The sequence below is a fragment of the Pseudomonas sp. NPDC089396 genome, from assembly GCF_044749545.1.
GTDB lineage: Bacteria > Pseudomonadota > Gammaproteobacteria > Pseudomonadales > Pseudomonadaceae > Aquipseudomonas.
Genome location: NZ_JBIVIC010000002.1, coordinates 409737 through 435479 on the forward strand (window position 1 = coordinate 409737; position 25743 = coordinate 435479).

The following is a 25743-nucleotide window of genomic DNA, read 5'->3' on the forward strand; positions in this document are numbered from 1 at the left end:
GCGAACATGAAATACCGCCTGGGCGACCTGCGGGTCGAAAGCCATCCCACCAGCTGGGCCGCACCGAATGCCACGCTGATCGGCCGCGTGCGCCTGCAGGCCCGCGCCAGCGTGTGGTTTGGCGCGGTACTGCGGGGCGACAACGAGCTGATCGACATCGGCGAGGACAGCAATGTCCAGGACGGTACGGTGATGCACACCGACATGGGTTCGCCGCTGACCCTCGGCAAAGGCGTGACCATTGGCCACAACGCCATGCTGCATGGCTGCAGCATTGGCGACTACAGCCTGATCGGCATCAATGCGGTGATCCTCAATGGTGCGCGCATCGGCAAGCACTGCATCATCGGCGCCAATGCGCTGATCCCCGAAGGCAAGGAAATTCCCGATGGCTCGCTGGTGATGGGGTCGCCGGGCAAGGTGGTGCGCGAACTGAGCGAGCAGCAGAAACGCATGCTCGAGGCCAGCGCCGCCCACTATGTGCACAATGCCGAGCGCTATGCGCGAGAGCTGGTGGTCGACGATGAGTGAGGCGGTTGCCGTTGAGCGGCCGGTCGCTTCGCCTTGCGTGAGCATCTGTGCGCTGGATGAGCAGGATATCTGTACCGGGTGCCAGCGCACCGTGGCCGAGATTGGCCGGTGGGGCCGGATGGACAACAGCGAGCGCCGGGCGGTGCTGAAGTTGTGTCATGAGCGAGCGGTGGCTGCAGGGTTGATCTTGTAGGAGCGGCCTTGTGTCGCGAAAGGGTTGCGAAGCAGCCCCAGCAATTCTCGAAGCACCGCGGAAAAAAAACTGGGGCCGCCTTGCGGCCCTTTCGCGACACAAGGCCGCTCCTACAGGATAGGCGCTGCGGCTGACTCGAAAATCAAGTAATCTGTACCGCTTGCCCGACGGTCTCTGCCCATGTTCTTTCTCATCGCCTACATCGCCAGCGTAGTGCTGATCAACTATGCCTTCTCCAGCGCCCCGCACCTGGACGTGATCTGGTCCGCCTGGGGCGGGCTGGTGTTCATCCTGCGCGACATGGTGCAGACCCGCTTCGGCCATGGCGCGCTGATCGCCATGCTGCTGGCCCTGGTGCTGTCGTATGTCACCTCCGAGCCGGCCATCGCCCTGGCCAGCGCCACGGCATTCTTCGTCTCCGAACTGATCGACTGGCTGGTGTTCAGCATCACCCGCCGGCCTTTGCGCGACCGTTTGTGGCTGAGCTCGGCGCTGAGCATTCCGGTCGACACGTTCATCTTCTTCGGCATGATCGGCGCCCTGACGCCCGCCGTCATCGGCACCGCCATGGCCTCGAAATTCGCCGGCGTGACCGCGGTGTGGCTGGCCATGGCATTTCGTGCGCGGCGGGCCGCCGTCACGGGCTGATGGTGTAGAATACCGGTCCTTTTTCAGCGGGCTGCGCCAAGCCTGGTGCGACCCCGGACGCCTTCGAGGACCTGAAATGACCCGTATCGGAACCCCATTGTCGCCCACCGCGACCCGAGTACTGCTCTGCGGCTGTGGCGAGCTGGGCAAGGAAGTGGTGATCGAGCTGCAGCGCCTGGGCGTCGAAGTGATCGCCGTGGACCGCTACGCCAATGCCCCGGCGATGCAGGTCGCGCACCGCAGCCACGTGGTCAACATGCTCGATGGCGTGGCCCTGCGTGCGGTAATCGAAGCTGAAAAACCGCATTACATCGTCCCTGAAATCGAAGCCATCGCCACCGCCACCCTGGTGGAGCTTGAGAACGAAGGCTTCAACGTGGTGCCGACCGCCCGCGCCACCCAGCTGACCATGAACCGCGAAGGCATTCGCCGCCTGGCTGCCGAAGAGCTGGACCTGCCAACCTCACCCTACCACTTTGCCGACACCTTCGAAGACTACGCCAAGGCCGTGGCCGACGTCGGCTACCCCTGCGTGGTCAAGCCGGTGATGAGTTCGTCGGGCAAGGGCCAGAGCCTGCTGCGCAGCGATGCCGACTTGCAGAAGTCGTGGGACTACGCCCAGGAAGGCGGCCGTGCCGGCAAGGGCCGAGTGATCATCGAGGGCTTCATCGATTTCGACTACGAAATCACCCTGCTGACCGTGCGCCACGTGGGCGGCACCACGTACCTGGAACCGGTCGGCCACCGTCAGGAGAAAGGCGACTACCAGGAATCCTGGCAGCCCCAGGCCATGAGCGCGAAGGCCTTGGCCGAATCGCAACGCGTGGCCAAGGCCGTCACCGATGCACTGGGTGGGCGCGGCCTGTTCGGTGTGGAATTGTTCGTCAAGGGCGACCAGGTGTGGTTCAGCGAAGTCTCGCCACGCCCGCATGACACCGGCCTGGTCACCCTGATCTCCCAGGACCTGTCGCAGTTCGCCCTGCATGCCCGCGCCATCCTCGGCCTGCCGATACCGGTGGTGCGCCAGTTCGGGCCTTCGGCTTCGGCGGTGATCTTGCCTGAGGGGCAGTCGCAGCAGACCAGCTTTGCCAACCTGGGCGCGGCGCTGAGTGAGCCGGATACTGCGATCCGCTTGTTCGGCAAGCCGGAAATCAATGGCCAGCGCCGCATGGGTGTGTGCCTGGCGCGTGATGAGTCGGTGGAAGCGGCGCGGGCCAAGGCGACCCGTGCTTCGCAGGCGGTCAAGGTCGAGTTCTGAATTGAAATTGGGGGGGCCGCTTCGCGGCCCTTTCACGACACAAGGCCGCTCCTACAGGGATTACGCGTTCCCCTGTAGGAGCGGCCTTGTGTCGCGAAAGGGCTGCAAAGCAGCCCCAGCCCACTCAAAGTTTGCTGTCGCGGGTCTCTTTCAGGCACAGGACAGCGATCAAGCTGATCACCGCCGCCACCGACACATAACCCCCCACCCAGCTAAGCCCGCCCATGCTCACCAATTTCTGAGCAAAAAACGGCGCCGCCGAAGCCCCGACGATCCCGCCCAGGTTATAGGCCGCCGAAGCACCGGTATAACGCACGTGCGTGGGGAACAGCTCCGGCAACAATGCGCCCATCGGAGCAAAGGTCACCCCCATCAGGAACAGTTCGATGGCCAGGAACAGCGCCACGCCCGTGGTCGAGCCCGAGGTCAGCAACGGCTCCATGGTGAAGCCCGAAGCTACCGCCAGCAGGCCACCGACGATCAGCACCGGTTTGCGCCCGTAACGGTCGCTGAGCCAGGCCGACAACGGCGTGGCCAGGGCCATGAAGACCACGGCGAAGCACAGCAGGCCGAGGAAGGTTTCGCGGCTGTAGCCCAGGGTGGTCACCCCGTAGCTCAGCGAAAACACCGTCGAGATGTAGAACAGCGCGTAGCACACCACCATTGCCGCCGCGCCCAGCAAGGTCGGCAGCCAGTACTTGGCGAACAGGTCGACCACCGGCATCTTCACGCGCTCATGACGGGCTACCGCCTTGGCGAACACCGGGCTTTCTTCAAGCTTCAGGCGCACGTACAGGCCCACCAGTACCAGCGCGGCGCTGAGCAGGAACGGAATGCGCCAGCCCCAGTCACGGAACTGTTCATCGCTGAGCACCAGCGCCAAGGTCAGGAACAAGCCATTGGCCGCCAGGAACCCGATCGACGGGCCAAGCTGCGGGAACATGCCGAACCAGGCGCGCTTGCCTTCCGGCGCGTTCTCGGTGGCCAGCAACGCCGCGCCACCCCATTCCCCACCCAGGCCCAAGCCTTGGCCAAAGCGCAGCACACAGAGCAGAATCGGTGCCCAGACGCCGATGCTGTCATAGCCCGGCAGCACGCCGATCAGGGTGGTTGATACCCCCATCAGCAGCAACGAGGCGACCAGCGTCGACTTGCGCCCGATACGGTCGCCGAAGTGGCCGAACAGCGCCGAGCCCAGCGGACGGGCGAGGAAGGCGATGCCGAAGGTGAGGAAGGCCGCGAGCATCTGCGCAGTGCCCGACCCGGACGGGAAGAATACCGGGCCGATCACCAGCGCGGCGGCGGTGGCGTAAACGTAGAAGTCGTAAAACTCGATGGCAGTGCCGATGAAGCTGGCGGTGGCCACCCGCGCAGGCGAGTTGACCGGCGCGGCAGGCGCTTCGGCGTAGGTGCTGCTGGTTGTCATTAAGTAGGTCCCTAACAGTCTGATTCCGCTCCATGGGCTTTGCCCGCAGCGGCCTGGCAGGCACGGCTTTGCGGACGCCGGAGCGTATTGTTCTTGTGTTCGCCCGACTGACGATAGCCCAAGGGGGGTAGGGGCGGGAGCGGGCACTGTTCGGGGTGTTGAAGCAGGACCACGGGGCGTGTCAGTGGAGCGGACTGGCCGTGTGGCGCCGGGTGCGGGTAGCAGGCGGGACGGCGGGGCTGGGTAAGCGTGACCCGAGTATAGCTAGCGGGTCACGGTCCACACCAGTACCTTGCTGGCGCAATTGTCCTCTGTTTCGAGGATTTCCAGGCGATAGCGGCCGATCTTCAGGCAAACGGCGCTTTCCGGGATGCTTTCCAGTGCTTCGGTGACCAGCCCGTTGAGGGTCTTCGGGCCGCCGTCGCAGGGCAGGTGCCAGCCAAGGGTGCGGTTGATTTCGCGCAGCGAGGCGGTGCCTTCGATGACGAAGGTGCCGTCGGGTTGGGGGTGGACGTGTGGGTTGTCGAGGCTTTGCTCGTCCTCGAACTCGCCGACGATCTCCTCGAGGATGTCCTCCAGGGTGACGATGCCTTGTACTTCGCCGTACTCGTCCACCACGACGCCCAGGCGCCGTTGCTGCTTGTGGAAGTTCAGCAGTTGCAGTTGCAGGGGCGTGCTTTCGGGAACGAAGTAGGGTTCGTAGCAGGCGCTGTGCAGTGCCTCCAGGGTCAGCTCGGCCTTGGGCAGCAAGTGGCTGATGAGCTTGGTGTTGAGGATCGCTTCGACCTGGTTGATGTCGTTGTGGTAGACCGGCAGGCGAGTGTGGCGGCTGACGATCAACTGCTCGATGATGCGTTCGATCGAGTCGTCCAGGTTGATGCCGTCGACCTCGTTGCGCGGTACCAGGATGTCGTTGACGGTGATCTTGTCCAGTGCCTGCAGGCCGTCCTGCAAGCCGTGGCGAGGCGAGTCGAGCGCGTCGTCCTCGTCGAAGTCGTCAGCTTCCTGCGGGTGCAGGGCGACCGCCGTGGGTTGCACGCGGAACGGGCGCAGCAGCAGTTTGGCGCAACCATCGAGCAGGCAGGCCAGGGGCTGCAGCAGGGTGAGCGGTGGTTTGAGCAGGCTGACACCGAGGCTGACGAACGCCTGCGGGTTGCGCCGTGCCAGGCGTCGAGGCAGGTATTCGGCAAGGATCAGCAGGGTCAGGGTCGCCCCCAGGCCAGCCAGCCAGAAGCCATGCTCGCCGCTGTAGCGCTGGCCGATCAGGCACGCCAGGCCCAGCACCAGCAGCTTGCCCAGGCTGGCGCAGAGCACCAGGGCCTGGGCCGGCAGTGGCGGCAGCCCATCGTCACCGTTGCGCAGCGAGCCGTTGAGTTGCAGGCGGGCGGCATCCACCGCGGTGAACAGCGCCGACCACAGCAGCGCCAGTGCCAGAGTGCCGAATAGCGGAGCGTACGGCAGGGTGTCCATGGGCGACCGTCAGATATGCAGGATGAATTCGCGAACCAGCTTGCTGCCGAAATAGGCCAGCATCAGCAGGCAGAAACCGGCCAGGGTCCAGCGGATGGCCTTGTGGCCTCGCCAGCCCAGGCGCGTGCGGCCCCACAGCAGCACGCTGAACACTATCCAGGCGACACAGGCCAGCAAGGTCTTGTGCACCAGGTGCTGGGCGAACAGGTTGTCGAGGAACAACCAGCCGGAAATCAGCGACAGCGACAGCAGGCACCAACCCGCCCAGAGGAAGCCGAACAGCAGGCTTTCCATGGTCTGCAGGGGCGGGAAGTTGCGGATCAGACCGGACGGGTGCTTGTTCTTGAGCTGGTGATCCTGCAACAGCAGCAGCAGCGACTGGAACACGGCAATGGTGAACAGCCCGTAGGCCAGGATCGACAGCAGGATATGCGCGAGGATGCCTGGCTCTTCGTTGATCAGCGGCACGGTGCCGGGCGTGGCGAACTGGGCCAGCAGCGCGGTGATGGCACCGAGCGGGAACAGCAGCGCCAGCAGGTTCTCCACTGGGATGCGCAGGCAGGCCAGCAGGGTCAGGGCGATGACCGCCACGGCGATCAGGCTGGCGGCACTGAAGAAATCGAGGCTCAGGCCCAGCGGGGTGATCAGCTGGAAGAACAGCGCACCGGCCTGGGCGAGCACGGCGATGGCACCGAGCAGGCCGAGCAGCCGCTTGTCGGCTTTGTCCGACTGGGCCAGGTGCAAACCTTGATACACGGTCGCAGCTATATAGAGGCCGGCGGCGATCAGGGTAGGGATGAGGCTGGGTGAGGAGAACATAAGTCCTGGTTGGCGAGCCTTAAAGAGACGGAGTTTGGCATAGATCGTCACTGTCAAGGAAGTCTGGCAGGGCCCTATCGCCGGCAAGCCGGCTCCCACATGGAAGGCGGTAAGGTCCTTGTGGAAGCCGGCTTGCCGGCGATGGAGGCACCGAATATCCCCCAGGCCGCCACCAAGGTGTGCGCCGCCGCCGCTCTTCGCTATAATCGCCGCCTTGCTGTGCCCAGCGCGTTTACATTTTTACCTGGGCGCCTGACAAACCTCGGCTTTTACTGGGCCTGAAAGGATCACCATGTTCGAAAACCTGACCGACCGCCTGTCACAGACGCTGCGCCATGTCACCGGCAAGGCCAAGCTGACTGAAGACAATATCAAGGATACGTTGCGCGAAGTGCGCATGGCCCTGCTCGAGGCCGACGTTGCCCTGCCGGTGGTCAAGGATTTCGTCAACAGCGTCAAGGAACGTGCGGTCGGCACCGAAGTGTCGCGCAGCCTGACCCCAGGCCAGGCCTTCGTGAAGATCGTCCAGGCCGAGCTGGAAAGCCTGATGGGCGCGGCCAACGAAGACCTCGCGCTGAATGCCGCGCCACCCGCCGTGGTGCTGATGGCGGGCCTGCAGGGCGCTGGTAAGACCACCACCGCCGGCAAGCTCGCGCGCTTCCTCAAGGAGCGCAAGAAAAAGAGCGTGATGGTGGTGTCGGCCGACGTCTATCGCCCGGCGGCGATCAAGCAGCTGGAAACCCTGGCCAACGACATCGGCGTGACCTTCTTCCCGTCCGACATCAGCCAGAAGCCGGTGGCCATTGCCGAGGCCGCCATCCGCGAGGCCAAGCTCAAGTTCATCGACGTGGTCATCGTCGACACCGCCGGTCGTCTGCACATCGACGCCGACATGATGGCCGAGATCAAGGCGCTGCATGCTGCGGTCAAGCCGATCGAGACCCTGTTCGTGGTCGACGCCATGACCGGCCAGGACGCCGCCAACACCGCCAAGGCCTTTGGCGAAGCCCTGCCGCTGACCGGCGTGGTGCTGACCAAGGTCGACGGTGACGCCCGTGGCGGTGCCGCGCTGTCGGTACGTGCCATCACCGGCAAGCCGATCAAGTTCATCGGTATGGGCGAGAAGACCGAGGCCCTCGAGCCCTTCCACCCGGACCGTGTCGCCTCGCGCATCCTCGGCATGGGCGACGTGCTCAGCCTGATCGAGCAGGCCGAGCAGACCATCGACAAGGCCAAGGCCGACAAGCTGGCCAAGAAGCTGAAGAAGGGCAAGGGCTTCGACCTCGAAGACTTCCGCGACCAGCTGCAGCAGATGAAGAACATGGGCGGCCTGGGCGGCCTGATGGACAAGCTGCCGAGCATCGGCGGGGTCAATCTGTCGCAGATGGGCAACGCCCAGGGCGCGGCCGAGAAGCAGTTCAAGCAGATGGAAGCGATCATCAACTCCATGACGCCGGCCGAGCGTCGCGACCCTGACCTGATCAGTGGTTCGCGCAAGCGCCGTATCGCCCTCGGTTCCGGTACCCAGGTGCAGGACATCGGCCGCTTGATCAAGCAGCACAAGCAAATGCAGAAGATGATGAAGAAATTCTCCGCCAAGGGCGGCATGGCCAAGATGATGCGTGGCCTGGGCGGAATGCTGCCAGGCGGCGGCATGCCGAAGCTGTAACCCCTATTCCGGGAGCCGGCCTTTCGCTGGGCAGGCTTCCAGAACCCCCGCCGTGGCGGGGCAACTGCCGTGGATTTCACGGCTAAACCGGCAAATCTGGACGGTGGGGCAATGCCTTGCCGAAAAAGTCATTTGCAAATGTCCGTGTATTCCCCGAGAATATGCGGCCTTTTGGGCACCCGTGTGCCTATTTGGCATTCAGATTTGCAGTACAAACTGCAACACCGACTATAGGAACGATGTTCACATGGTAACCATTCGTCTGGCCCGTGGCGGCTCGAAAAAGCGCCCATTCTACCACCTGACCGTGACCAACTCGCGTAACGCCCGTGACGGCCGTTTCGTTGAGCGCGTTGGCTTCTTCAACCCGATCGCATCGGGCGCCGAAGTCAAGCTGTCGGTCAACCAAGAGCGCGTCACCTACTGGCTGAGCCAGGGCGCACAGCCGTCTGAGCGCGTTGCTCAGCTGCTGAAGGACGCTGCCAAGGCCGCTGCCTGAACAGTATGAACGCGACGCCAGAAAAGGCTGACGACCTCATCGTCGTTGGCAAGATTTTTTCGGTTCACGGCGTTCGCGGCGAGGTGAAGGTGTATTCCTTTACCGATCCGATTGAAAACCTGTTGGATTATCCGCGCTGGATGCTTCGGCACGAAGGCACGGTAAAGCAGGTCGAGCTGGTCAGCGGTCGTGGCTCCCAAAAGGGCCTGGTCGTGAAACTGAAAGGCCTCGATGATCGCGATGAAGCCCGTCTTCTGAGTGGTTACGAAATCTGCATTGCGCGGAGCCTTTTGCCCAACCTGGCCGCAGACGAGTACTACTGGTACCAGCTGCAGGGCCTGAAGGTCATCAACCAGGACGAACACCTGTTCGGCAAGGTCGATCACCTGTTGGAGACCGGTGCGAACGATGTAATGGTGGTCAAACCCTGCGCAGGCAGCCTGGATGATCGCGAGCGTCTGTTGCCCTATACGGCGCAATGCGTGCTCAACGTCGACCTGGAAGCAGGCGTGATGCGGGTTGAATGGGACGCGGACTTCTAGACGATGGGTAACCTTCGCGTAGACGTCATCACGTTGTTCCCCGAGATGTTCTCGGCCATCACGGAGTACGGCATTACCAGCCGCGCGGTGAAACAGGGGTTGCTTCAGGTGACTTGCTGGAACCCGCGGGACTACACCACAGATCGTCACCACACGGTGGATGATCGGCCGTTTGGCGGTGGTCCGGGCATGGTGATGAAAATCAAGCCTCTGGAAGACGCCCTGGTTAGCGCCAGGCAAGCGACCGGAGCATCGGCAAAGGTGATCTACCTTTCGCCGCAAGGCCGCAAGCTTACCCAGCAGGCGGTCAAAGGCCTGGCAGAGCAGGAATCGTTGATCCTGATCGCCGGTCGTTATGAAGGCATCGACGAGCGCTTTATCGAGGCTCATGTCGATGAGGAGTGGTCGATTGGCGACTATGTGCTTTCCGGTGGCGAGCTGCCGGCCATGGTACTGATCGATGCGGTTACGCGGCTGCTGCCCGGAGCTTTAGGGCATGTGGACTCGGCGGAAGAAGATTCCTTCACCGACGGTCTGCTCGATTGCCCGCATTACACCCGACCCGAGGTGTATGCGGATCAGCGTGTTCCCGACGTGTTGCTAAGTGGCAACCATGCACATATCCGGCGTTGGAGGATGAAGCAGTCCCTTGGTAGGACCTTCGAACGACGCGCCGATCTTCTGGAAAGTCGCTCGCTTTCTGGAGAAGAGAAGAAGCTGCTCGAGGAATATCTCCGCGAGCGGGACGATAGTTAAACGTATCGATGGTGGATCAAGTATCCATCTTAGGAGCACAGCATGACCAACAAGATCATCCAGCAGCTCGAAGCCGAGCAGATGAGCAAGGAAATCCCAACCTTCGCACCAGGCGACACCATTGTCGTTCAGGTTAAAGTGAAGGAAGGTGAGCGTTCCCGTCTGCAGGCGTTCGAAGGCGTCGTTATCGCCAAGCGTAACCGCGGTCTGAACAGCGCCTTCACCGTGCGCAAGATCTCCAGCGGCGTTGGCGTAGAGCGTACCTTCCAGACCTACAGCCCGCAGATCGACAGCCTGGCCGTGAAACGTCGTGGTGACGTGCGTAAAGCCAAGCTGTACTACCTGCGCGACCTGTCCGGCAAAGCCGCTCGCATCAAGGAAAAACTGTCCTGAGTACAGTTTGCCCGGTGGCCCAGGCCGCCTAGCGAGAAAAAAGCAGCCTTCGGGCTGCTTTTTTGCTTTTTGAAATTCAGCAATGTGACAGACATGACTGCCCGAGATCAGGAAATCCAGCGCCGCACCGAGCTTTCGGTGACCCGCGTGACCAAAGCCGTATTCCCCAACACCACCAACCACCACAACACCCTCTTCGGCGGCACTGCGCTGGCCTGGATGGACGAAGTGTCGTTCATCGCCGCCACGCGCTTCTGCCGCCTGCCGTTGGTGACCGTGTCCACCGACCGCATCGACTTCAAGCACCCGATCCCGGCGGGCTCGATCGTCGAGCTGGTCGGCACGGTGATCAAGGTCGGCAATACCAGCCTGCAAGTGCAGGTCGACGTGTTCGTCGAAAACATGTACCTCGATGGCCGCGAGCGTGCGATTCATGGCGTGTTCAGCTTCGTTGCCATCGACGAGGACAAGCGCCCGGTGCCCGTGCTGCCTCAGGCCTGATTCAACTCCGCGACTGCGGGTTCCACCAGCGCCACCAATGTCCAGCCTGCTTGGGGTTGCAGTGGTTCGTCAGCGCTGGCGACATGCACCCAACCGTGTTCGTCACGTGCGAACAGCAGGTGTGCCCGTTCACCATGCAGGGCCCGGTAGTCCTCCCAGTCGAAGCCTTCGGTGAGCGTGGTGCTGTAGAACTGCGCGCCTTCATGCAGGCGGTTGGCCAGTTGCAGATAGGTCATCGGGCTTGCGCCGAGCAGATGCCCGCGGTGCTCTTCGGCGGCCCGGTGCTTGTCGCTGCGCTGCTTCTCCAGGCCGCTGGCCAGCACGAACAGGCGGCCGTGGCCAAAGTCATGGCGAAAGCGGGCGCAGGCCAGGGCATTGATCTCGCCCGCGGGCGACAACCCCAGCAGATGGCCCAGGCCGACCAGGTCAAGGTGCGCATCAGCATGCTGCGAGGCCGGGTTGCCAAAATAGGTGGGCAGCCCATCCATGCGCGCTGCACGAATGTTTTCCCAGCTCGAATCGGTCAGCAGCACGCGACAGCCCAGTTGCTGCAACGCCTTGGCGATGGCCCGGGCCGGCTCGTTGGCGCCGACGATGAGAAAGCCGCTGGGCGCCGGCTCTGCGACCTTGAGCAGGCGTGCCAGGGGGCGTGCCGTGGCGCTCTGTATGACCACGGTGCCGATGATCACGGCGAAGGTCAGCGGCACCAGCAGCAGGGCGCCCTGGTGGCCGGCCTCATGCAGGCGGATGGCGAATATCGCCGACACCGCCGCGGCGACGATGCCGCGTGGCGCGACCCAGGCGAGCAGGGCGCGTTCGCGCCAGTTCAGCGATGAGCCCAGGGTCGACAGCGCCACATTGAGCGGTCGCGCCAGCAACTGGATTACCAACAGCAGCGCCAGCACAGCGGGCCCCAGGCCGATCATGGCGTGCAGGTCGAGGCGCGCGGCGAGCAGGATGAACAGGCCGGAGATCAGCAATACGCTGAGGTTTTCCTTGAAGTGCAGGATCTGCCGCACATCGACCCCGCGCATGTTGGCCAGCCACATGCCCATCACCGTGACGGCCAGCAACCCGGATTCGTGGACGATCTGGTTGGCGGCGATGAAAATGCCCAGCACCGCGGCCAGCGAGGCCAGGTTGTGCAGGTATTCCGGCAGCCACTGTTCCCGCATGATCTGCCCGAGCAGCCAGCCGCCTGCCGCCCCCAGGGCACTGCCGCAGAAGATCACTCCGGCGAAGGTCACCAGGCTCTGGGTCAGGCCATCGCCAGCGCCACTGGCGATGATGAAGCTGTACACCACCACGGCCAGCAGGGCACCGATCGGGTCGATCATGATGCCTTCCCAGCGCAGGATGTTGGCGATGGCCGCCTTGGGCCGCACCACCCGCAGCATTGGCACGATCACGGTGGGGCCAGTGACCAGGGTCAGGGTGCCGAACAGGATCGCCAAGGGCCAGTCGAATCCCAGCAGCCAGTGGGTGGCCAGCGCGATCACCAGCCAGGTCGACAGCGCCCCCACGGTCACCAGCCGGTGCACCACGTTGCCGATGTCGCGCCACTGCGACAGGTGCAGGGTCAGGCTGCCCTCGAACAGGATCAGCGCCACCGCCAGCGACACCAGTGGCATCAGCAATGGGCCGAACAGTGCTTGCGGGTCGAGCCAGCCAAGGATCGGCCCGGCGAGGATGCCGGCCAGCAGCAGAAACAGGATGGCGGGTAATTTCAGGCGCCAGGCCAGCCACTGGCAGGCCAAGGCGGCAGCGCCGATACCGCCGACGCTGAGAAGGATCTGCTGTTCGTTCATGCGGGCTCCCTATGCCGGCGTGGTTATGAAAGACTAAGCGCCATTTCGTCGTTTTCCACCGAGTTTTCATGCCTGCCCTCGACCACCCTCTGATCGACCAGTTCCTCGACGCCCTGTGGCTGGAAAAAGGCCTGTCCGACAACACCCGCGTTTCCTATCGCAGCGACCTGGCACTGTTCAATGGCTGGCTGCAGGAGCATTCGGTTACCCTGCCCGACGCCGGCCGCGAGTTGATCCTCGACCACTTGGCCTGGCGCCTCGACCAGGGCTACAAGCCGCGTTCCACGGCGCGCTTTCTCTCGGGCCTGCGCGGCTTCTTTCGTTACCTGCTGCGGGAAAAACGGGTAGCCGTCGACCCCACCTTGCAGGTCGAGATGCCGCAATTGGGCAAGCCACTGCCCAAATCGCTGTCGGAAGCCGATGTCGAGGCGCTGTTGCAAGCCCCGGACCTTGGCGAAGCCATCGGCCAGCGCGACCGCGCCATGCTCGAAGTGCTCTACGCTTGCGGCTTGCGGGTGACCGAGCTGGTGAGCCTGACCCTCGACCAGGTCAACCTGCGCCAGGGCGTGCTGCGGGTGATGGGCAAAGGCAGCAAGGAGCGCCTGGTGCCGATGGGCGAGGAGGCGGTGCTGTGGCTGGAGCGCTATGTGCGGGACGGCCGCGCTGAGCTGCTCAACGGCCGGCCGAGCGACGTGCTGTTCCCCAGTCAGCGCGGCGAGCAGATGACCCGCCAGACCTTCTGGCACCGGATCAAGCACCATGCACGGGTAGCGGGCATCGACAAGTCCTTGTCGCCGCACACCCTGCGCCACGCCTTCGCAACCCACTTGCTCAACCACGGCGCCGACCTGCGCGTGGTGCAGATGCTGCTGGGCCACAGCGACCTGTCGACCACGCAGATCTACACCCATGTGGCCAAGGCCCGTTTGCAGCAGCTGCATGCCCAGCACCACCCGCGTGGATGAATGATTTTCATGTTCCGCCGGCCGGTACCTGCAGACCCCTTCATTGGTGGTGTGATGTGGTAGGCTTGAGCGGTTTGCACCAAGGGCCGCACGGTCGCCGCGGTTTTTCCGCAGGTGACGCCCTCCGGCCCCTGTCCGCCTTCAGGAGTTCCCATGCGTTTGACCCAGATGATCGCCGCCGCCGCGTTGGCGCTGGCCAGTACCTTCGCCGTTGCCGCGGCGACCGATAGCAATGCCGTTGCCGAGCAGGCCATCCGCAAATCGTTGCAGAACCTCGAACTGGAAGTGCCCGTTGAAAGCGTGGCCAGCAGCCCGGTCAGCGGCCTCTATGAAGTGAAGCTGCAGGGCGGCCGCGTGCTGTACGCCAGCGGCGACGGCCAGTTCGTCATGCAGGGCTATCTGTTCCAGATCCAGGACGGCAAGCCGGTCAACCTGACTGAAAAGACTGAACGCCTGGGCATCGCCAAGCTCATCAACGGCATTCCAGCCGCCGAGATGGTGGTTTATCCTGCCAAGGGCGAAACCAAGTCGCACATCACCGTATTCACCGACACGACCTGCCCGTACTGCCACAAGCTGCACGCCGAAGTCCCGGAGCTCAACCGTCGCGGTATCGAAGTGCGTTATGTCGCCTTCCCGCGCCAGGGCCTCGGTTCGTCGGGTGATGAGCAGTTGCAGGCCGTGTGGTGCTCCAGCGACCGCCGCGCGGCGCTGGACAAGATGGTCGAAGGCAAGGAAATCAAGGCCGCCAAGTGCGCCAACCCGGTCAGCAAGCAGTTCCAGCTGGGCCAGTCGATCGGGGTCAATGGCACCCCGGCGATCGTGCTCGAGAACGGCCAGGTGATCCCTGGCTACCAGCCTGCGCCACAAGTGGCCAAGCTGGCCCTGGCCGGCCAGCAGCAGGCCGCCAAGTAATTCATTCAGTACGCCGTCGTCATGGGGTGACGGCATGTTTCACGGTCGGCGCAGGTGCCGGCCGTTCAATGGGGAGTTCACAGTGAAACCGGTCAAAGTAGGCATCTGTGGGTTGGGGACCGTCGGTGGCGGTACCTTCAATGTACTTCAGCGCAACGCCGAGGAGATTGCCCGCCGTGCCGGGCGCGGTATTGAAGTGGCACAGATCGCCATGCGCTCGCAGAACCCGAACTGCCAGATTACCGGTACCCCCATTACCGCTGATGTGTTCGACGTTGCGAACAACCCGGAGATCGACATTGTCATCGAGCTGATCGGTGGCTACACCGTGGCCCGTGACCTGGTGCTCAAGGCCATCGAAAACGGCAAGCACGTGGTCACCGCCAACAAGGCGCTGATCGCCGTGCACGGCAACGAAATCTTCGCCAAGGCCCGCGAGAAGGGCGTCATCGTCGCCTTCGAAGCCGCTGTGGCTGGCGGCATCCCGGTGATCAAGGCGATCCGCGAAGGCCTGTCGGCCAACCGCATCAACTGGCTGGCCGGCATCATCAACGGCACCGGCAACTTCATCCTCACCGAAATGCGCGAGAAAGGCCGTGCCTTCCCCGACGTGCTGGCCGAAGCCCAGGCGCTGGGTTATGCCGAAGCCGACCCGACCTTCGACGTCGAAGGCATCGATGCGGCGCACAAGCTGACCATCCTGGCTTCCATCGCCTTCGGCATCCCGCTGCAGTTCGAAAAGGCCTACACCGAAGGCATCACTCAGCTGACCACTGCTGACGTGAACTACGCCGAAGCCCTGGGCTACCGCATCAAGCACCTGGGCGTGGCCCGCAGCACCGACGCGGGCATCGAGCTGCGCGTGCACCCGACGCTGATTCCGGCCGACCGCCTGATCGCCAACGTCAATGGCGTGATGAACGCGGTGATGGTCAATGGCGACGCTGCCGGTTCCACCTTGTACTACGGCGCCGGTGCCGGCATGGAGCCGACGGCTTCCTCGGTGGTCGCCGACCTGGTCGATGTGGTCCGCGCCATGACGTCCGACCCGGAAAACCGTGTGCCACACCTGGCCTTCCAGCCGGACTCGCTGTCGGCCCACCCGATCCTGCCGATCGAAGCCTGCGAAAGCGCCTACTACCTGCGCATCCAGGCCAAGGACCACCCGGGCGTACTGGCCCAGGTCGCGAGCATCCTGTCGGAGCGCGGCATCAACATCGAGTCGATCATGCAGAAGGAAGCCGAGGAACAGGATGGCCTGGTGCCGATGATCCTGCTGACCCACGGTGTGGTCGAGCAGCGCATCAATGACGCCATCGTCGCCCTGGAAGCCCTGCAGGACGTGGTCGGCAAGGTCGTGCGCATCCGCGTCGAACAGCTCAACTAATTTCCCCCACGGGCCGCGACGGCGGCCCGGGCCCAGCATCGAAGGTTTGTAGCCATGCGTTATATCAGCACCCGCGGCCAGGCACCGGCCCTGAATTTCGAAGATGTCCTGCTGGCGGGCCTTGCCAGTGACGGCGGCCTGTACGTACCCGAGAACCTGCCACGCTTCACCCAGGAAGAGATCGCCTCCTGGGCCGGCCTGCCGTACCACGAGCTGGCCTTCCGGGTAATGCGCCCGTTCGTCACCGGCAGCATCGCCGACGCCGACTTCAAGAAGATCCTCGAAGAAACCTACGGTGAGTTCGCCCACGCCGCGGTCGCACCGCTGCGTCAGCTGAACAGCAACGAGTGGGTCATGGAGCTGTTCCACGGCCCGACCCTGGCCTTCAAGGACTTCGCCCTGCAACTGCTCGGCCGCCTGCTCGACCACGTGCTGGCCAAGCGTGGCGAGCGCGTGGTGATCATCGGTGCCACCAGTGGTGACACCGGTTCCGCCGCCATCGAAGGCTGCCGCCGTTGCGACAACGTCGACATCTTCATCCTGCACCCACACCAGCGTGTGTCGGAAGTGCAGCGCCGTCAGATGACCACCATCTTCGGTGAGAACATCCACAACATCGCCATCGAAGGCAACTTCGACGACTGCCAGGAAATGGTCAAGGCCAGCTTCGCCGACCAGTCCTTCCTCAAGGGCACTCGCCTGGTGGCGGTCAACTCGATCAACTGGGCGCGGATCATGGCCCAGATCGTCTACTACTTCCATGCTGCCCTGCAGCTGGGCGGCCCGGCCCGTTCGGTGGCGTTCTCGGTGCCGACCGGCAACTTCGGCGACATCTTCGCCGGTTACCTGGCGCGCAACATGGGTCTGCCGATCAGCCAGCTGGTGGTGGCAACCAACCGCAACGACATCCTGCACCGCTTCATGAGCGGCAACCAGTACGTCAAGGAAACCCTGCACGCGACCCTGTCGCCGTCGATGGACATCATGGTCTCGTCCAACTTCGAGCGCCTGCTGTTCGACCTGCATGGCCGCAACGGCGCCGCCATCGGCGAACTGATGGCCAACTTCAAGCAGGGTGGCGGCTTCAGCGTCGAGCAAGACCGCTGGACCGAAGCCCGCAAGCTGTTCGATTCGCTGGCCGTGAGCGATGAGCAAACCTGCGAGACCATCGCTGAAGTCTTTGCCAGCACCGGTGAAGTGCTCGACCCGCACACCGCGATCGGCGTCAAGGCCGCCCGCGAGTGCCGCCGCAGCCTTGATACGCCGATGGTGGTGCTGGGTACTGCGCACCCGGTCAAGTTCCCGGAAGCGGTGGAGAAGGCCGGCGTCGGCAAAGCGCTGGAGCTGCCAGAACACTTGAGCGACCTGTTCAGCCGCGAAGAGCGCTGCACGGTACTGGCCAACGACCTGAAGGCAGTGCAGGCCTTCGTCAGCCAGCACGGTAATCGCGGCAAGCCGCTTTAAGCGCAAGTCGAAGGGGCCGCTGTGCGGCCCAATCGCCGGCAAGCCGGCTCCCACTGGGAAACCACTGCGTCATAGCCTGTGGTGTATCTGTGGGAGCCGGCTTGCCGGCGATTGGGGCGCGCAGCGGCCCTTTTTTTGTAGCGCTTTCTTCGGTCTTGTTCGGAATCGTCCTACATAAATCATGCTGAAACTTGCATAAAGTTGCCGCCCTTTTCCAAAGGAGCGGCTCATGCGTCAGCCCTACGTGTTGATTCACCAGTCTCGGCCTTCCCACCAGATCCTCCTGCACCAGGCGTGCAATGCCCAGGGCATTTTCGACGTGCGTGTCACCGCCGATCTTGCCGACCTCGGCGCTTGCCTTGCGCGCCCGCGCAAAGCCGACTTGCTGATCCTTGATCATTCAATGAGCGATGGCCTGAAGTTACTCAAGCGCATCGAGCAGGACCGCTCATTGCGCGCCGTGTTGTTCACCGGCTGTCCCAGTGCCCAGGGGCCGGACCTTGCTGAAGAGGCTCGCAAGCGCGGCCTGTGGGTGCTCGCCGAGCTGCCCTGGCCATTGCCAATGCCGCGCTGGCAACAGGCCATACGGTGTATTCAAACCGTCACATCGCCCAAGCATGCTCAATGAACCAGCCGCAGCCGGGCGAACTTTCCGCTGCGCTTGTTGGTCAGTTCCTGTATGTCCCACTACCTGCGCGAGTGATCCGGATGGAAAGAATCTGCAGACTGCTCAACGACGCCCTGTCGCCTTATCGAACCCACCTTGACGCCGCCGATGCCAGCGGCAACCGCCAATTGATCGTTTACGACAGCCTCGGTGGCACGGCGTTGCGCCGCACTGTCAGCCTGCGCCAATTGCAGGAGCAAAGGCTGCTGATCGACTTGGTAGACGGTTTGCATCGTGACTTGCAGATTGTCGAGGGGCGTTTGCAGCCCTGTGTGATCGCGGCGTTGCAACAGCGTATGCCACCGCAGGGAACCTTTGCCTGATTGGCTTATCAGACGCAGTAGGGCAACCCACTTGCGCAAAGCTCCGGTGCAGGCAGGTTGTCACGGAAAGCCCGTAAGGACTTTCGCTTGACCCCGGACGTCTTCCCCAGCGTTCCGGGGTTTCTTTTTTCTAGCGCTTTTCGAAAAACTGCTTGCTCTGTTGCAGGTAGTCTCCGCGCAACTCCGGGTCCAGCCAGCGGGCATACAGTGCTGGCAGCGTATCGCGACGTAACGCCGGCAAGAGCTGGTCGATATGGGCAATGGCCTCGCGCCCCAGTGGCGAGTCCGAGCAGCCCACATGCAGGAACTGATAGCGGTTCACGCCCAGAATCGGGTGGAAGCGGTATTCGTCCAGCGAGCCCCCCTGTTGCTGAATCAGGTAACGCACTTCTGGCCAATAGCCGAGTACCAGTTGCAGGCGACCGAGTTGCTGCATTTGCAGCAGGCTGGCGGTGGCATCGTTACCGTAATGCCGGCTGAACACGTCGTCGGGTAACTGGCGCAGAATCTCATCGATCTGCGTGCTGTAGCTGCGGCCGGCGACGATGCCCAACTTCAGTTGCGTGCTGTCGAGCAAACCTTTCAAATCGACCTGCTGGCCCTCTAGAAAAGGTGCCAGCAGTGCTTCGCCCTGCTTGCGAACCACCAGCCCGCCGCTCATCACGCCCAAGGTCGGCACCGAGAAGTGCACGAACTTGGCGCGCTCTGCCGTCCACAGCAGGGTCGGGTCGCAGGTGAAACTGCTTCGGTCCTGCAGCATCTGGATGCCGCGGGCACGGTTGACCCGCACGATGGCGTGGTCGTACTCGGGCATCTGTTCGATCAGCAGCGGCAGCATCTGGTCGACCACGCCCTGGCCTTTTTCCGCACCTTCGAAAATGGTGAACGGCGGCAGGTCGCGGACCAGCCACAGCAAGCGTTCCCTGGCCTGCACCGGCGCCAGGGCCATGGAAAGCAACAGACCGCAGAGCAAGGACCGGGCGCGCATGGGCAAGGGCGATCTCAGACCGTGCCCGCGGTGCGCAGGCTGGCGATAGCGGCCGTGTCGTAACCCAGCCTGGTCAGCAACGTGTCGGTGTGTTCGCCCAGGGCCGGGCCGACCCACTCGGTGGAACCTGGCGTTTCGGAAAGCTTCGGCACGATGCCGGGCATCTTGAACGGCTTGCCGTCCGGCAGGCGAGCCTGCAGGAACATTTCCCGCGCCAGGTACTGCGGATCGTTGAACATGTCCTCGGCCGAAAAGATACGGCTGGCGGGCACTTCTGCGTCGTTGAGTGTGCGCATGACCTGTTCCAGCGGCAGGCCGTTGGCCCAGCGGTCGATCACGCCATACAGCTCGTCACGGCGCGCGTCGCGGCCATCATTGCTGGCCAGCGACGGGTCTTCGGCAAGGTCAGTGCGGCCGATGGCCTGCATGAAGCGCTTGAAGATCGCATCGCCGTTGGCGCCGATCTGCACATGCTTGCCATCGGCAGTGGTGTGGATGGAGGAGGGGGTGATGCCCGGCATGATGTTGCCGGTACGCTCGCGAATGAACCCGAACACGTCGAATTCCGGGACCATGCTTTCCATCATGGCGAAGATCGCTTCGTACAGGGCCACGTCTACCACCTGGCCCTCACCGCCGTTGACTTCGCGGTGACGCAGCGCCATCAGCGCGCCGATCACACCCCACAAGGCGGCAATCGAATCGCCGATGGAGATCCCGGTGCGCACCGGCGGACGGTCGTCGAAGCCTGTGATGTAGCGCAGGCCACCCATGGATTCGCCCACTGCACCAAAGCCCGGCTGGTCCTTCATCGGCCCGGTCTGGCCGAAACCCGACAGGCGGACCATGACCAGGCGCGGGTTGAGCGCATGCAGTACATCCCAGCCCAGGCCGAGTTTTTCCAGCACGCCAGGGCGGAAGTTCTCGATCAGGATGTCGGCCTCGGCCAGCAAGCGCTTGAGGATTTCGCGGCCCTCAGGGTGCTTGAGGTTAAGCGTCAGAGACTGTTTGTTGCGCGCCTGAACGAACCACCACAGCGAAGTGCCCTCGTACAGCTTGCGCCATTTGCGCAGCGGGTCACCCCCGTCGGGGGACTCGACCTTGATCACCTCGGCACCGAACTCGGCGCAGATGCGTGAGGCAAACGGGCCGGCGATCAGGGTGCCGAGTTCGATGACTTTGAGTCCGGCGAGGGGTTTGCTGGGCGTAGGCATGTGGCATCCGTGGCAACAAGGCAGAGCGGTGGTTTTATCATAGGTCTTCAGCGGCAGATACTGCTGCGGCGCAAGCCTGGGCAGGATCAGTTAGACTAGGCAACTTTTCTCTTTGCACGAAGCCCATTCGACCATGGCCCAGCCGTCCACCACCTACAAATTCGAACTGAACCTCACCGATCTCGATCGTGGCGTGTACGAGAACGTCCGCCAGACCATTGCCCGCCACCCTTCGGAAACCGAAGAGCGCATGGCCGTGCGCCTGCTGGCCTACGCGCTGTGGTACAACGAGAACCTGTCGTTCGGCCGTGGTTTGTCCGACGTAGATGAAGCGGCGCTGTGGGAAAAGAGCCTGGACGACCGCATCCTGCACTGGATCGAAGTCGGCCAGCCCGACGCCGAGCGCCTGACCTGGTGCTCGCGCCGTACCGAGCGCACCAGCCTGCTGGCCTACGGCAGCCTGCGGGTGTGGCAGAACAAGGTCGTGGACGCGGTCAAAGGGCTGAAGAACCTGAATATCGCCGCCGTACCGCAGGAGGTCCTGGAAGTCCTGGCCACCGACATGCCCCGCACCATCAAGTGGGACGTGATGATCAGCGAAGGCACGGTATTCGTCACCGACGACCGTGGTCAGCATGAAGTGCAGCTCGAGTGGCTGCTCGGCGAGCGTGGCTGAGCCCAAACCCCCATGCGTATCGAACCTCGCCCGCTGCCATCGACCCTGCCATTTCTGGGGAACCTGCCACCTTTGCTGACCCGCCTGTACGCCGCCCGCGGCGTGCAGAGCGAAGCCGAACTGGACAAGAGCCTGGCGCGGCTGTTGCCGTATCAGCAGCTCAAGGGTATCGAGGCCGGCGTGGACCTGCTGGTCGAGGCTATCGACCAGCGCCAGCGCATCCTGATCGTCGGCGATTTCGATGCCGATGGCGCCACGGCCAGTACCGTTGGCGTGCTGGGCCTGCGCCTGCTGGGCGCGGCCCACGTCGACTACCTGGTGCCCAACCGCTTTGAGTACGGCTACGGCCTGACCCCGGAAATCGTTCAGGTAGCCCTGCAGCGCCAGCCACAATTGCTGATCACCGTCGACAACGGCATCTCCAGTGTCGAAGGCGTGGACGCGGCCAAGGCGGCCGGGCTCAAGGTACTGGTCACCGACCACCACCTGCCGGGCGCGCAACTGCCGCAGGCCGACGCCATCGTCAACCCGAACCAGCCGGGCTGCGCGTTCCCCAGCAAGTCGCTGGCGGGCGTCGGGGTGATCTTCTATGTGCTCATGGCCTTGCGGGCGCGCTTGCGCAGCCTGGGGCGCTACGAGACGCAGCCACAGCCGAACATCGGCGAGCTGCTCGACCTGGTTGCCCTGGGCAGTGTCGCCGACGTGGTGCCGCTGGACGCCAACAACCGCATCCTGGTGCACCAAGGCCTGGAGCGCATCCGCGCGGGCCGCGCACGGCCTGGCCTGAAAGCCATTCTGGAAGTCGCGCGTCGCGATCATCGGCGCATTACCTCCACCGACCTCGGTTTCATCCTCGGCCCACGGTTGAACGCTGCCGGGCGCCTGGATGACATGAGCCTGGGTATTGAATGCCTGCTGTGCGAGGACGAGGCGCTGGCCCAGGACATGGCCCAGCAGCTGGATGACCTGAACCAGGACCGCAAGTCGATCGAGCAAGGCATGCAGCGCGAGGCCCTGGCCCAGCTCAAGGATTTGCCGGTCGAATCCATGCCGTATGGTCTGTGCCTGTTCGATGCCGACTGGCACCAGGGTGTGATCGGCATTCTCGCCTCGCGCCTGAAGGAGCGATACCACCGGCCGACCATCGCCTTTGCCGATGCCGGTGACGGCATGCTCAAGGGGTCGGCGCGTTCGGTGCCGGGCTTTCATATCCGCGATGCGCTGGATGCGGTGGCGGCGCGCCACCCGCAGCTGATCAGCAAGTTCGGCGGGCATGCCATGGCGGCGGGGTTGTCCTTGCCCGAAGGCAACTTCCCGGCGTTTGCCGAGGCGTTCGACGAAGAAGTGCGGCGCCAGTTGCGCGAAGAAGACCTGACCGGGCGGCTGCTGTCGGACGGCAGCCTGGCCGTGGAAGAGTTCCACCTCGACCTGGCCAAAGCCCTGCGCCACGCAGGGCCCTGGGGCCAGCACTTCCCCGAGCCGTTGTTCCATGGCGTGTTCCAGCTGGTGGAGCAGCGCGTGGTCGGCGAGCGCCACCTGAAGGTGGTGCTCAAGAGCGAATGCGGGTCGGTGCGCCTGGATGGCATCGCCTTTGGCATCGACCGCGAGGTATGGCCGAACCCGACCGTGCGTTGGGTGGAGTTGGCGTACAAGCTGGATGTGAACGAGTTCCGGGGTAACGAAAGCGTGCAGCTGATGATTGCCCACATGGAGCCGCGCTGACCCCCAGGGCCTCATCGCCGGCAAGCCGGCTCCCACAGGTTCACCACAAGCCTTGAACGCGGTGGGGTTCCTGTGGGAGCCGGCTTGCCGGCGATAGGGCCCTAAAGGCACCCCCAATTCCCGAGGAACCTTCCCCCCTACCAATCTGGTCTAGTCTGATTAATGACCGATACCGGACCAGCGTCGTGCATGAGTGTCCGGGCCGGATCACCATTGGAGTCCTTGGGAGGTGCCCTCATGAGCCTGCTGCTCGAGCCTTACACCCTGCGTCAGCTAACCCTGCCCAACCGCATCGCGGTTTCGCCAATGTGCCAGTATTCCGCCGTCGATGGCCTGGCCAACGACTGGCACCTCGTCCACCTGGGCAGCCGCGCCGTGGGTGGCGCCGGACTGGTCATCACTGAAGCGGTGGCGGTCACCGCCGATGGCCGTATCACCGCCGAAGACCTGGGCCTGTGGGACGACGCGCAAATCCCGCCGCTGCAGCGCATCACTCGCTTCATCACCGCCCAGGGCGCCGTACCGGGCATCCAGCTGGCTCACGCAGGGCGCAAGGCCAGTACCCATCGCCCGTGGCTGGGCAAACAGGGCAGCGTCAAGCCCGAAGAAGGGGGCTGGCAGCCGGTGGGGCCTTCGAGGATTGCCTTCGACCCACAGCACACCGTCCCGCATGAATTGACCCTGGGTGAAATAAAGGATGTGGTCGACGCGTTCGTTGCAGCCACCGAACGGGCACTGAAGGCGGGGTTCAAGGTGGTCGAGATCCACGCCGCCCATGGCTACCTGCTGCACCAGTTCCTGTCGCCGTTGAGCAACCAGCGCCGGGACGAATATGGCAGCTGCTTCGAAAACCGTATCCGCCTGACCCTGCAAGTCACCGAGGCGGTGCGCAAGATCTGGCCCCAGGAGTTGCCGCTGTTCGTTCGGGTTTCGGCGACCGATTGGGTGGAAGATGGCTGGAACCCGGATGAAACCGTCGAACTGGCCCGCCGCCTTCGCGCGCTCGGGGTCGACCTGATCGATGTGTCCTCGGGCGGTACCTCGGTCAATGCCGAGATCCCCACCGGCCCCGGCTACCAGACCCGCTTCGCCGAGCGCGTGCGCAAGGAATCGGAAATTGCCACCGGCACAGTGGGCATGATCACCGAACCGGCCCAGGCCGAACACATCCTGCGTACCGGGCAGGCCGATGTCATCTTCCTGGCCCGTGAACTGCTGCGCGACCCGTACTGGCCGCTGCATGCCGATGACGACCTGGGCGGCAACAAGGCGACCTGGCCGGCGCAGTACCAACGCGCGACCAGTCGGGCGAATCCGATTCATGAGTCCGATTTGCGGGATTAGCTTTAGCTTGTTCTGGCCTCATCGCCGGCAAGCCGGCTCCCACAAGTACAGCGCTGCTCTTATGGCTTGCGCTGTACCTGTGGGAGCTGGCTTGCCGGCGATAGGGCCGGGAGCATCACCCCAGATTCAATGCTTGATCATCACATGCCGCACACAGGTGTAATCCTCCAGCCCATACATCGACAGGTCCTTGCCGTACCCCGAATGCTTCTGCCCGCCATGGGGCATTTCGCTGACCAGCATGAAGTGGGTGTTGACCCAGGTGCAGCCATACTGCAACCGCGCCGCCAGGCGGTGGGCGCGGCCGGTGTCGCGGGTCCACACCGATGAGGCCAGGCCGTATTCCGAATCGTTGGCCCACTCCAGTGCCTGGGCTTCGTCGGTGAAGCGCGTCACCGATACCACGGGGCCGAAGACCTCATTGCGCACGATCTCATCGTCCTGCAAGGCGTCTGCCAGCACCGTTGGCTCGAAGAAGAACCCCTCTCCCGGCAGTGCCTTGCCGCCGGTGATCAGGCGGATGTGCGGCTGGGCAATGGCGCGGTTCACCAGGCCCGCCACCTTGTCACGGTGCTGGGCGCTGATCAGTGGGCCCAGCTCGGTGTCCTCGGCGTCCTGCACGCCGGGCTTGAGGCTCGCCACGGCCTTGCCCAGGCGCTCGACGAAGCGATGGTAAATGCCCTCCTGCACGTACAGGCGGCAGGCCGCCGTGCAGTCCTGGCCGGCGTTGTAGAAGCCGAAGGTGCGGATGCCGTCGATGGCGGCATCGATGTCGGCGTCGTCGAACACCAGTACCGGGGCCTTGCCGCCCAGCTCCATGTGCATGCGCTTCACGCTGTCGGCGGTCGACCCGATGATGTGCGCGCCGGTAGGGATCGAGCCGGTCAGCGACACCATCCGCACCTTGGGGTGGGTGACCAGCGGGTTGCCGACCGTTTGCCCACGGCCAAAGAGGATGTTGAGCACGCCGGCAGGCAGCAGGCCCTTGGCCAGCTCGCCAAAGCGCAGGGCGGTCAGCGGTGTCAGCTCGGACGGCTTGATGACCACGGTATTGCCGGCAGCCAGGGCCGGGGCGACTTTCCAGGCCAGCATCATCAGCGGGTAGTTCCAGGGGGCGATCGAGGCGACCACGCCCAGCGGGTCGCGGCGGATCATCGAGGTATGGCCCGGCAGGTATTCGCCTGCCGCCGAGCCCCCCAGGCAGCGGGCGGCGCCGGCAAAGTAGCGGAACACGTCGACGATGGCCGGTATTTCGTCGTTGAGGGCGGCGGCGAACGGCTTGCCGCAGTTTTGCGATTCCAGCCTGGCCAGTTCATCGCCGTGCGCTTCGATGGCGTCGGCCAGCGCCAGCAGGGCCAGCGAACGTTCCTTGGGGCTGGTCTGCGACCAGCTGTCGAAGGCCAGGTCGGCGGCGCGCACGGCGGCATCGACCTGGGCCTCGCTGGCTTCGTTGATCTGTACCAGGGCGTTGCCCTCGGCCGGGTTGAGGACGGTCCAGGCCGGGCCTTCGCCCGCGACCAGGCGACCGTTGATCAGCATGTTGATTTGCATGGGGGCTCCTTGTA

Annotated in this window: 26 protein-coding genes; 19 read left to right on the forward strand and 7 right to left on the reverse strand. The window is 63.8% G+C overall.

Annotated features, from left to right (window positions below; translation table 11 throughout):
- Window positions 1-6: 6 nt before the first annotated feature.
- From ACIPZB_RS04860 to purT, 4 genes are all read left to right on the forward strand, one after another.
- The gene (locus ACIPZB_RS04860; protein ID WP_400639194.1) at window positions 7-531 is read left to right on the forward strand and encodes a gamma carbonic anhydrase family protein; all 525 of its coding nucleotides are present in this window, start codon (window positions 7-9) and stop codon (window positions 529-531) included.
- Complete coding sequence (locus ACIPZB_RS04865) at window positions 524-724, forward strand: DUF1289 domain-containing protein (RefSeq protein ID WP_400639195.1); 201 nt, start codon at window positions 524-526, stop codon at window positions 722-724. Before ACIPZB_RS04860 ends, ACIPZB_RS04865 begins: the two co-directional genes overlap by 8 nt.
- Before the next feature lie 180 nt (window positions 725-904).
- The gene (locus tag ACIPZB_RS04870) at window positions 905-1372 is read left to right on the forward strand and encodes a preQ0 transporter (RefSeq protein WP_400639196.1); all 468 of its coding nucleotides are present in this window, start codon (window positions 905-907) and stop codon (window positions 1370-1372) included.
- A 76-nt stretch (window positions 1373-1448) separates the two neighbouring features.
- A complete protein-coding gene (gene purT / locus ACIPZB_RS04875) occupies window positions 1449-2630 on the forward strand; it encodes a formate-dependent phosphoribosylglycinamide formyltransferase (RefSeq protein WP_008094474.1) in 1182 nt (393 codons plus the stop codon).
- A 124-nt stretch (window positions 2631-2754) separates the two neighbouring features.
- On the opposite strand, the gene ACIPZB_RS04880 is transcribed toward purT, so the two are convergent.
- The 3 genes from ACIPZB_RS04880 to ACIPZB_RS04890 form a co-directional block, all read right to left on the reverse strand.
- Complete coding sequence (locus ACIPZB_RS04880; RefSeq protein WP_400639197.1) at window positions 2755-4056, reverse strand: MFS transporter; 1302 nt, start codon at window positions 4054-4056, stop codon at window positions 2755-2757.
- 264 nt (window positions 4057-4320) lie between these two features.
- The gene (locus ACIPZB_RS04885) at window positions 4321-5526 is read right to left on the reverse strand and encodes a transporter associated domain-containing protein (protein ID WP_400639198.1); all 1206 of its coding nucleotides are present in this window, start codon (window positions 5524-5526) and stop codon (window positions 4321-4323) included.
- 9 nt (window positions 5527-5535) lie between these two features.
- On the reverse strand, window positions 5536-6345 hold the full coding sequence (locus ACIPZB_RS04890; RefSeq protein WP_400639199.1) for an inner membrane protein YpjD: 810 nt from the start codon (window positions 6343-6345) through the stop codon (window positions 5536-5538).
- A 292-nt stretch (window positions 6346-6637) separates the two neighbouring features.
- Between ACIPZB_RS04890 and ffh the strand changes: the two genes are divergently transcribed.
- From ffh to ACIPZB_RS04920, 6 genes are all read left to right on the forward strand, one after another.
- A complete protein-coding gene (gene ffh, locus ACIPZB_RS04895; protein ID WP_008094479.1) occupies window positions 6638-8014 on the forward strand; it encodes a signal recognition particle protein in 1377 nt (458 codons plus the stop codon).
- A 247-nt stretch (window positions 8015-8261) separates the two neighbouring features.
- Window positions 8262-8513 carry a 30S ribosomal protein S16 gene (rpsP, locus tag ACIPZB_RS04900; RefSeq protein WP_008094480.1) on the forward strand — a complete coding sequence of 84 codons (252 nt, stop codon included), beginning with the start codon at window positions 8262-8264 and terminating at the stop codon, window positions 8511-8513.
- A gap of 5 nt (window positions 8514-8518) precedes the next feature.
- Window positions 8519-9055 carry a ribosome maturation factor RimM gene (rimM, locus tag ACIPZB_RS04905; protein ID WP_008094485.1) on the forward strand — a complete coding sequence of 179 codons (537 nt, stop codon included), beginning with the start codon at window positions 8519-8521 and terminating at the stop codon, window positions 9053-9055.
- A gap of 3 nt (window positions 9056-9058) precedes the next feature.
- A complete protein-coding gene (gene trmD, locus ACIPZB_RS04910; protein WP_008094486.1) occupies window positions 9059-9811 on the forward strand; it encodes a tRNA (guanosine(37)-N1)-methyltransferase TrmD in 753 nt (250 codons plus the stop codon).
- Between the two features lie 42 nt (window positions 9812-9853).
- On the forward strand, window positions 9854-10204 hold the full coding sequence (gene rplS, locus ACIPZB_RS04915) for a 50S ribosomal protein L19 (RefSeq protein ID WP_008094487.1): 351 nt from the start codon (window positions 9854-9856) through the stop codon (window positions 10202-10204).
- Window positions 10205-10297: 93 nt separating this feature from the next.
- Window positions 10298-10705: an acyl-CoA thioesterase gene (locus ACIPZB_RS04920; RefSeq protein WP_008094490.1), complete on the forward strand. Its 408-nt coding sequence runs from the start codon at window positions 10298-10300 to the stop codon at window positions 10703-10705.
- On the opposite strand, the gene ACIPZB_RS04925 is transcribed toward ACIPZB_RS04920, so the two are convergent.
- Window positions 10696-12513, reverse strand: coding sequence for a cation:proton antiporter (locus ACIPZB_RS04925; protein ID WP_400639200.1), 1818 nt, complete (start codon window positions 12511-12513; stop codon window positions 10696-10698). The two genes, ACIPZB_RS04920 and ACIPZB_RS04925, sit on opposite strands and share 10 nt — an antisense overlap.
- 68 nt (window positions 12514-12581) lie before the next feature.
- Between ACIPZB_RS04925 and xerD the strand changes: the two genes are divergently transcribed.
- The 6 genes from xerD to ACIPZB_RS04955 all read left to right on the forward strand — a co-directional run bounded on the left by xerD (window position 12582) and on the right by ACIPZB_RS04955 (window position 18234).
- A complete protein-coding gene (xerD, locus tag ACIPZB_RS04930; RefSeq protein WP_400639201.1) occupies window positions 12582-13478 on the forward strand; it encodes a site-specific tyrosine recombinase XerD in 897 nt (298 codons plus the stop codon).
- 153 nt (window positions 13479-13631) lie between these two features.
- A complete protein-coding gene (locus ACIPZB_RS04935; RefSeq protein ID WP_008094498.1) occupies window positions 13632-14393 on the forward strand; it encodes a thioredoxin fold domain-containing protein in 762 nt (253 codons plus the stop codon).
- A gap of 82 nt (window positions 14394-14475) precedes the next feature.
- Window positions 14476-15780, forward strand: a complete 1305-nt coding sequence (locus tag ACIPZB_RS04940; RefSeq protein ID WP_400639202.1) for a homoserine dehydrogenase — start codon at window positions 14476-14478, stop codon at window positions 15778-15780.
- A 54-nt stretch (window positions 15781-15834) separates the two neighbouring features.
- Window positions 15835-17244 (forward strand): threonine synthase, encoded by a 1410-nt coding sequence (gene thrC / locus ACIPZB_RS04945; RefSeq protein ID WP_008094500.1) that lies wholly within the window; start codon window positions 15835-15837, stop codon window positions 17242-17244.
- Window positions 17245-17473: 229 nt separating this feature from the next.
- Window positions 17474-17872 carry a histidine kinase gene (locus ACIPZB_RS04950; RefSeq protein ID WP_400639203.1) on the forward strand — a complete coding sequence of 133 codons (399 nt, stop codon included), beginning with the start codon at window positions 17474-17476 and terminating at the stop codon, window positions 17870-17872.
- An 80-nt stretch (window positions 17873-17952) separates the two neighbouring features.
- Window positions 17953-18234: a DUF3509 domain-containing protein gene (locus ACIPZB_RS04955; RefSeq protein ID WP_400639367.1), complete on the forward strand. Its 282-nt coding sequence runs from the start codon at window positions 17953-17955 to the stop codon at window positions 18232-18234.
- Between the two features lie 130 nt (window positions 18235-18364).
- Here the strand turns inward: ACIPZB_RS04955 and ACIPZB_RS04960 are convergent, their stop codons facing one another.
- A complete protein-coding gene (locus ACIPZB_RS04960) occupies window positions 18365-19222 on the reverse strand; it encodes a TIGR02285 family protein (protein WP_400639204.1) in 858 nt (285 codons plus the stop codon).
- Window positions 19223-19236: 14 nt separating this feature from the next.
- Window positions 19237-20436, reverse strand: coding sequence for a CaiB/BaiF CoA transferase family protein (locus ACIPZB_RS04965; protein WP_400639205.1), 1200 nt, complete (start codon window positions 20434-20436; stop codon window positions 19237-19239).
- A 133-nt stretch (window positions 20437-20569) separates the two neighbouring features.
- Between ACIPZB_RS04965 and ACIPZB_RS04970 the strand changes: the two genes are divergently transcribed.
- The 3 genes from ACIPZB_RS04970 (at window position 20570) to ACIPZB_RS04980 (ending at window position 24178) form a co-directional block, all read left to right on the forward strand.
- On the forward strand, window positions 20570-21112 hold the full coding sequence (locus ACIPZB_RS04970; protein ID WP_008100080.1) for a YaeQ family protein: 543 nt from the start codon (window positions 20570-20572) through the stop codon (window positions 21110-21112).
- A gap of 12 nt (window positions 21113-21124) precedes the next feature.
- Window positions 21125-22834, forward strand: a complete 1710-nt coding sequence (recJ, locus tag ACIPZB_RS04975) for a single-stranded-DNA-specific exonuclease RecJ (protein WP_400639206.1) — start codon at window positions 21125-21127, stop codon at window positions 22832-22834.
- A gap of 237 nt (window positions 22835-23071) precedes the next feature.
- A complete protein-coding gene (locus ACIPZB_RS04980; protein WP_400639207.1) occupies window positions 23072-24178 on the forward strand; it encodes an NADH:flavin oxidoreductase/NADH oxidase in 1107 nt (368 codons plus the stop codon).
- A gap of 126 nt (window positions 24179-24304) precedes the next feature.
- On the opposite strand, the gene ACIPZB_RS04985 is transcribed toward ACIPZB_RS04980, so the two are convergent.
- Complete coding sequence (locus tag ACIPZB_RS04985; protein ID WP_400639208.1) at window positions 24305-25729, reverse strand: gamma-aminobutyraldehyde dehydrogenase; 1425 nt, start codon at window positions 25727-25729, stop codon at window positions 24305-24307.
- Window positions 25730-25743 lie beyond the last annotated feature (14 nt).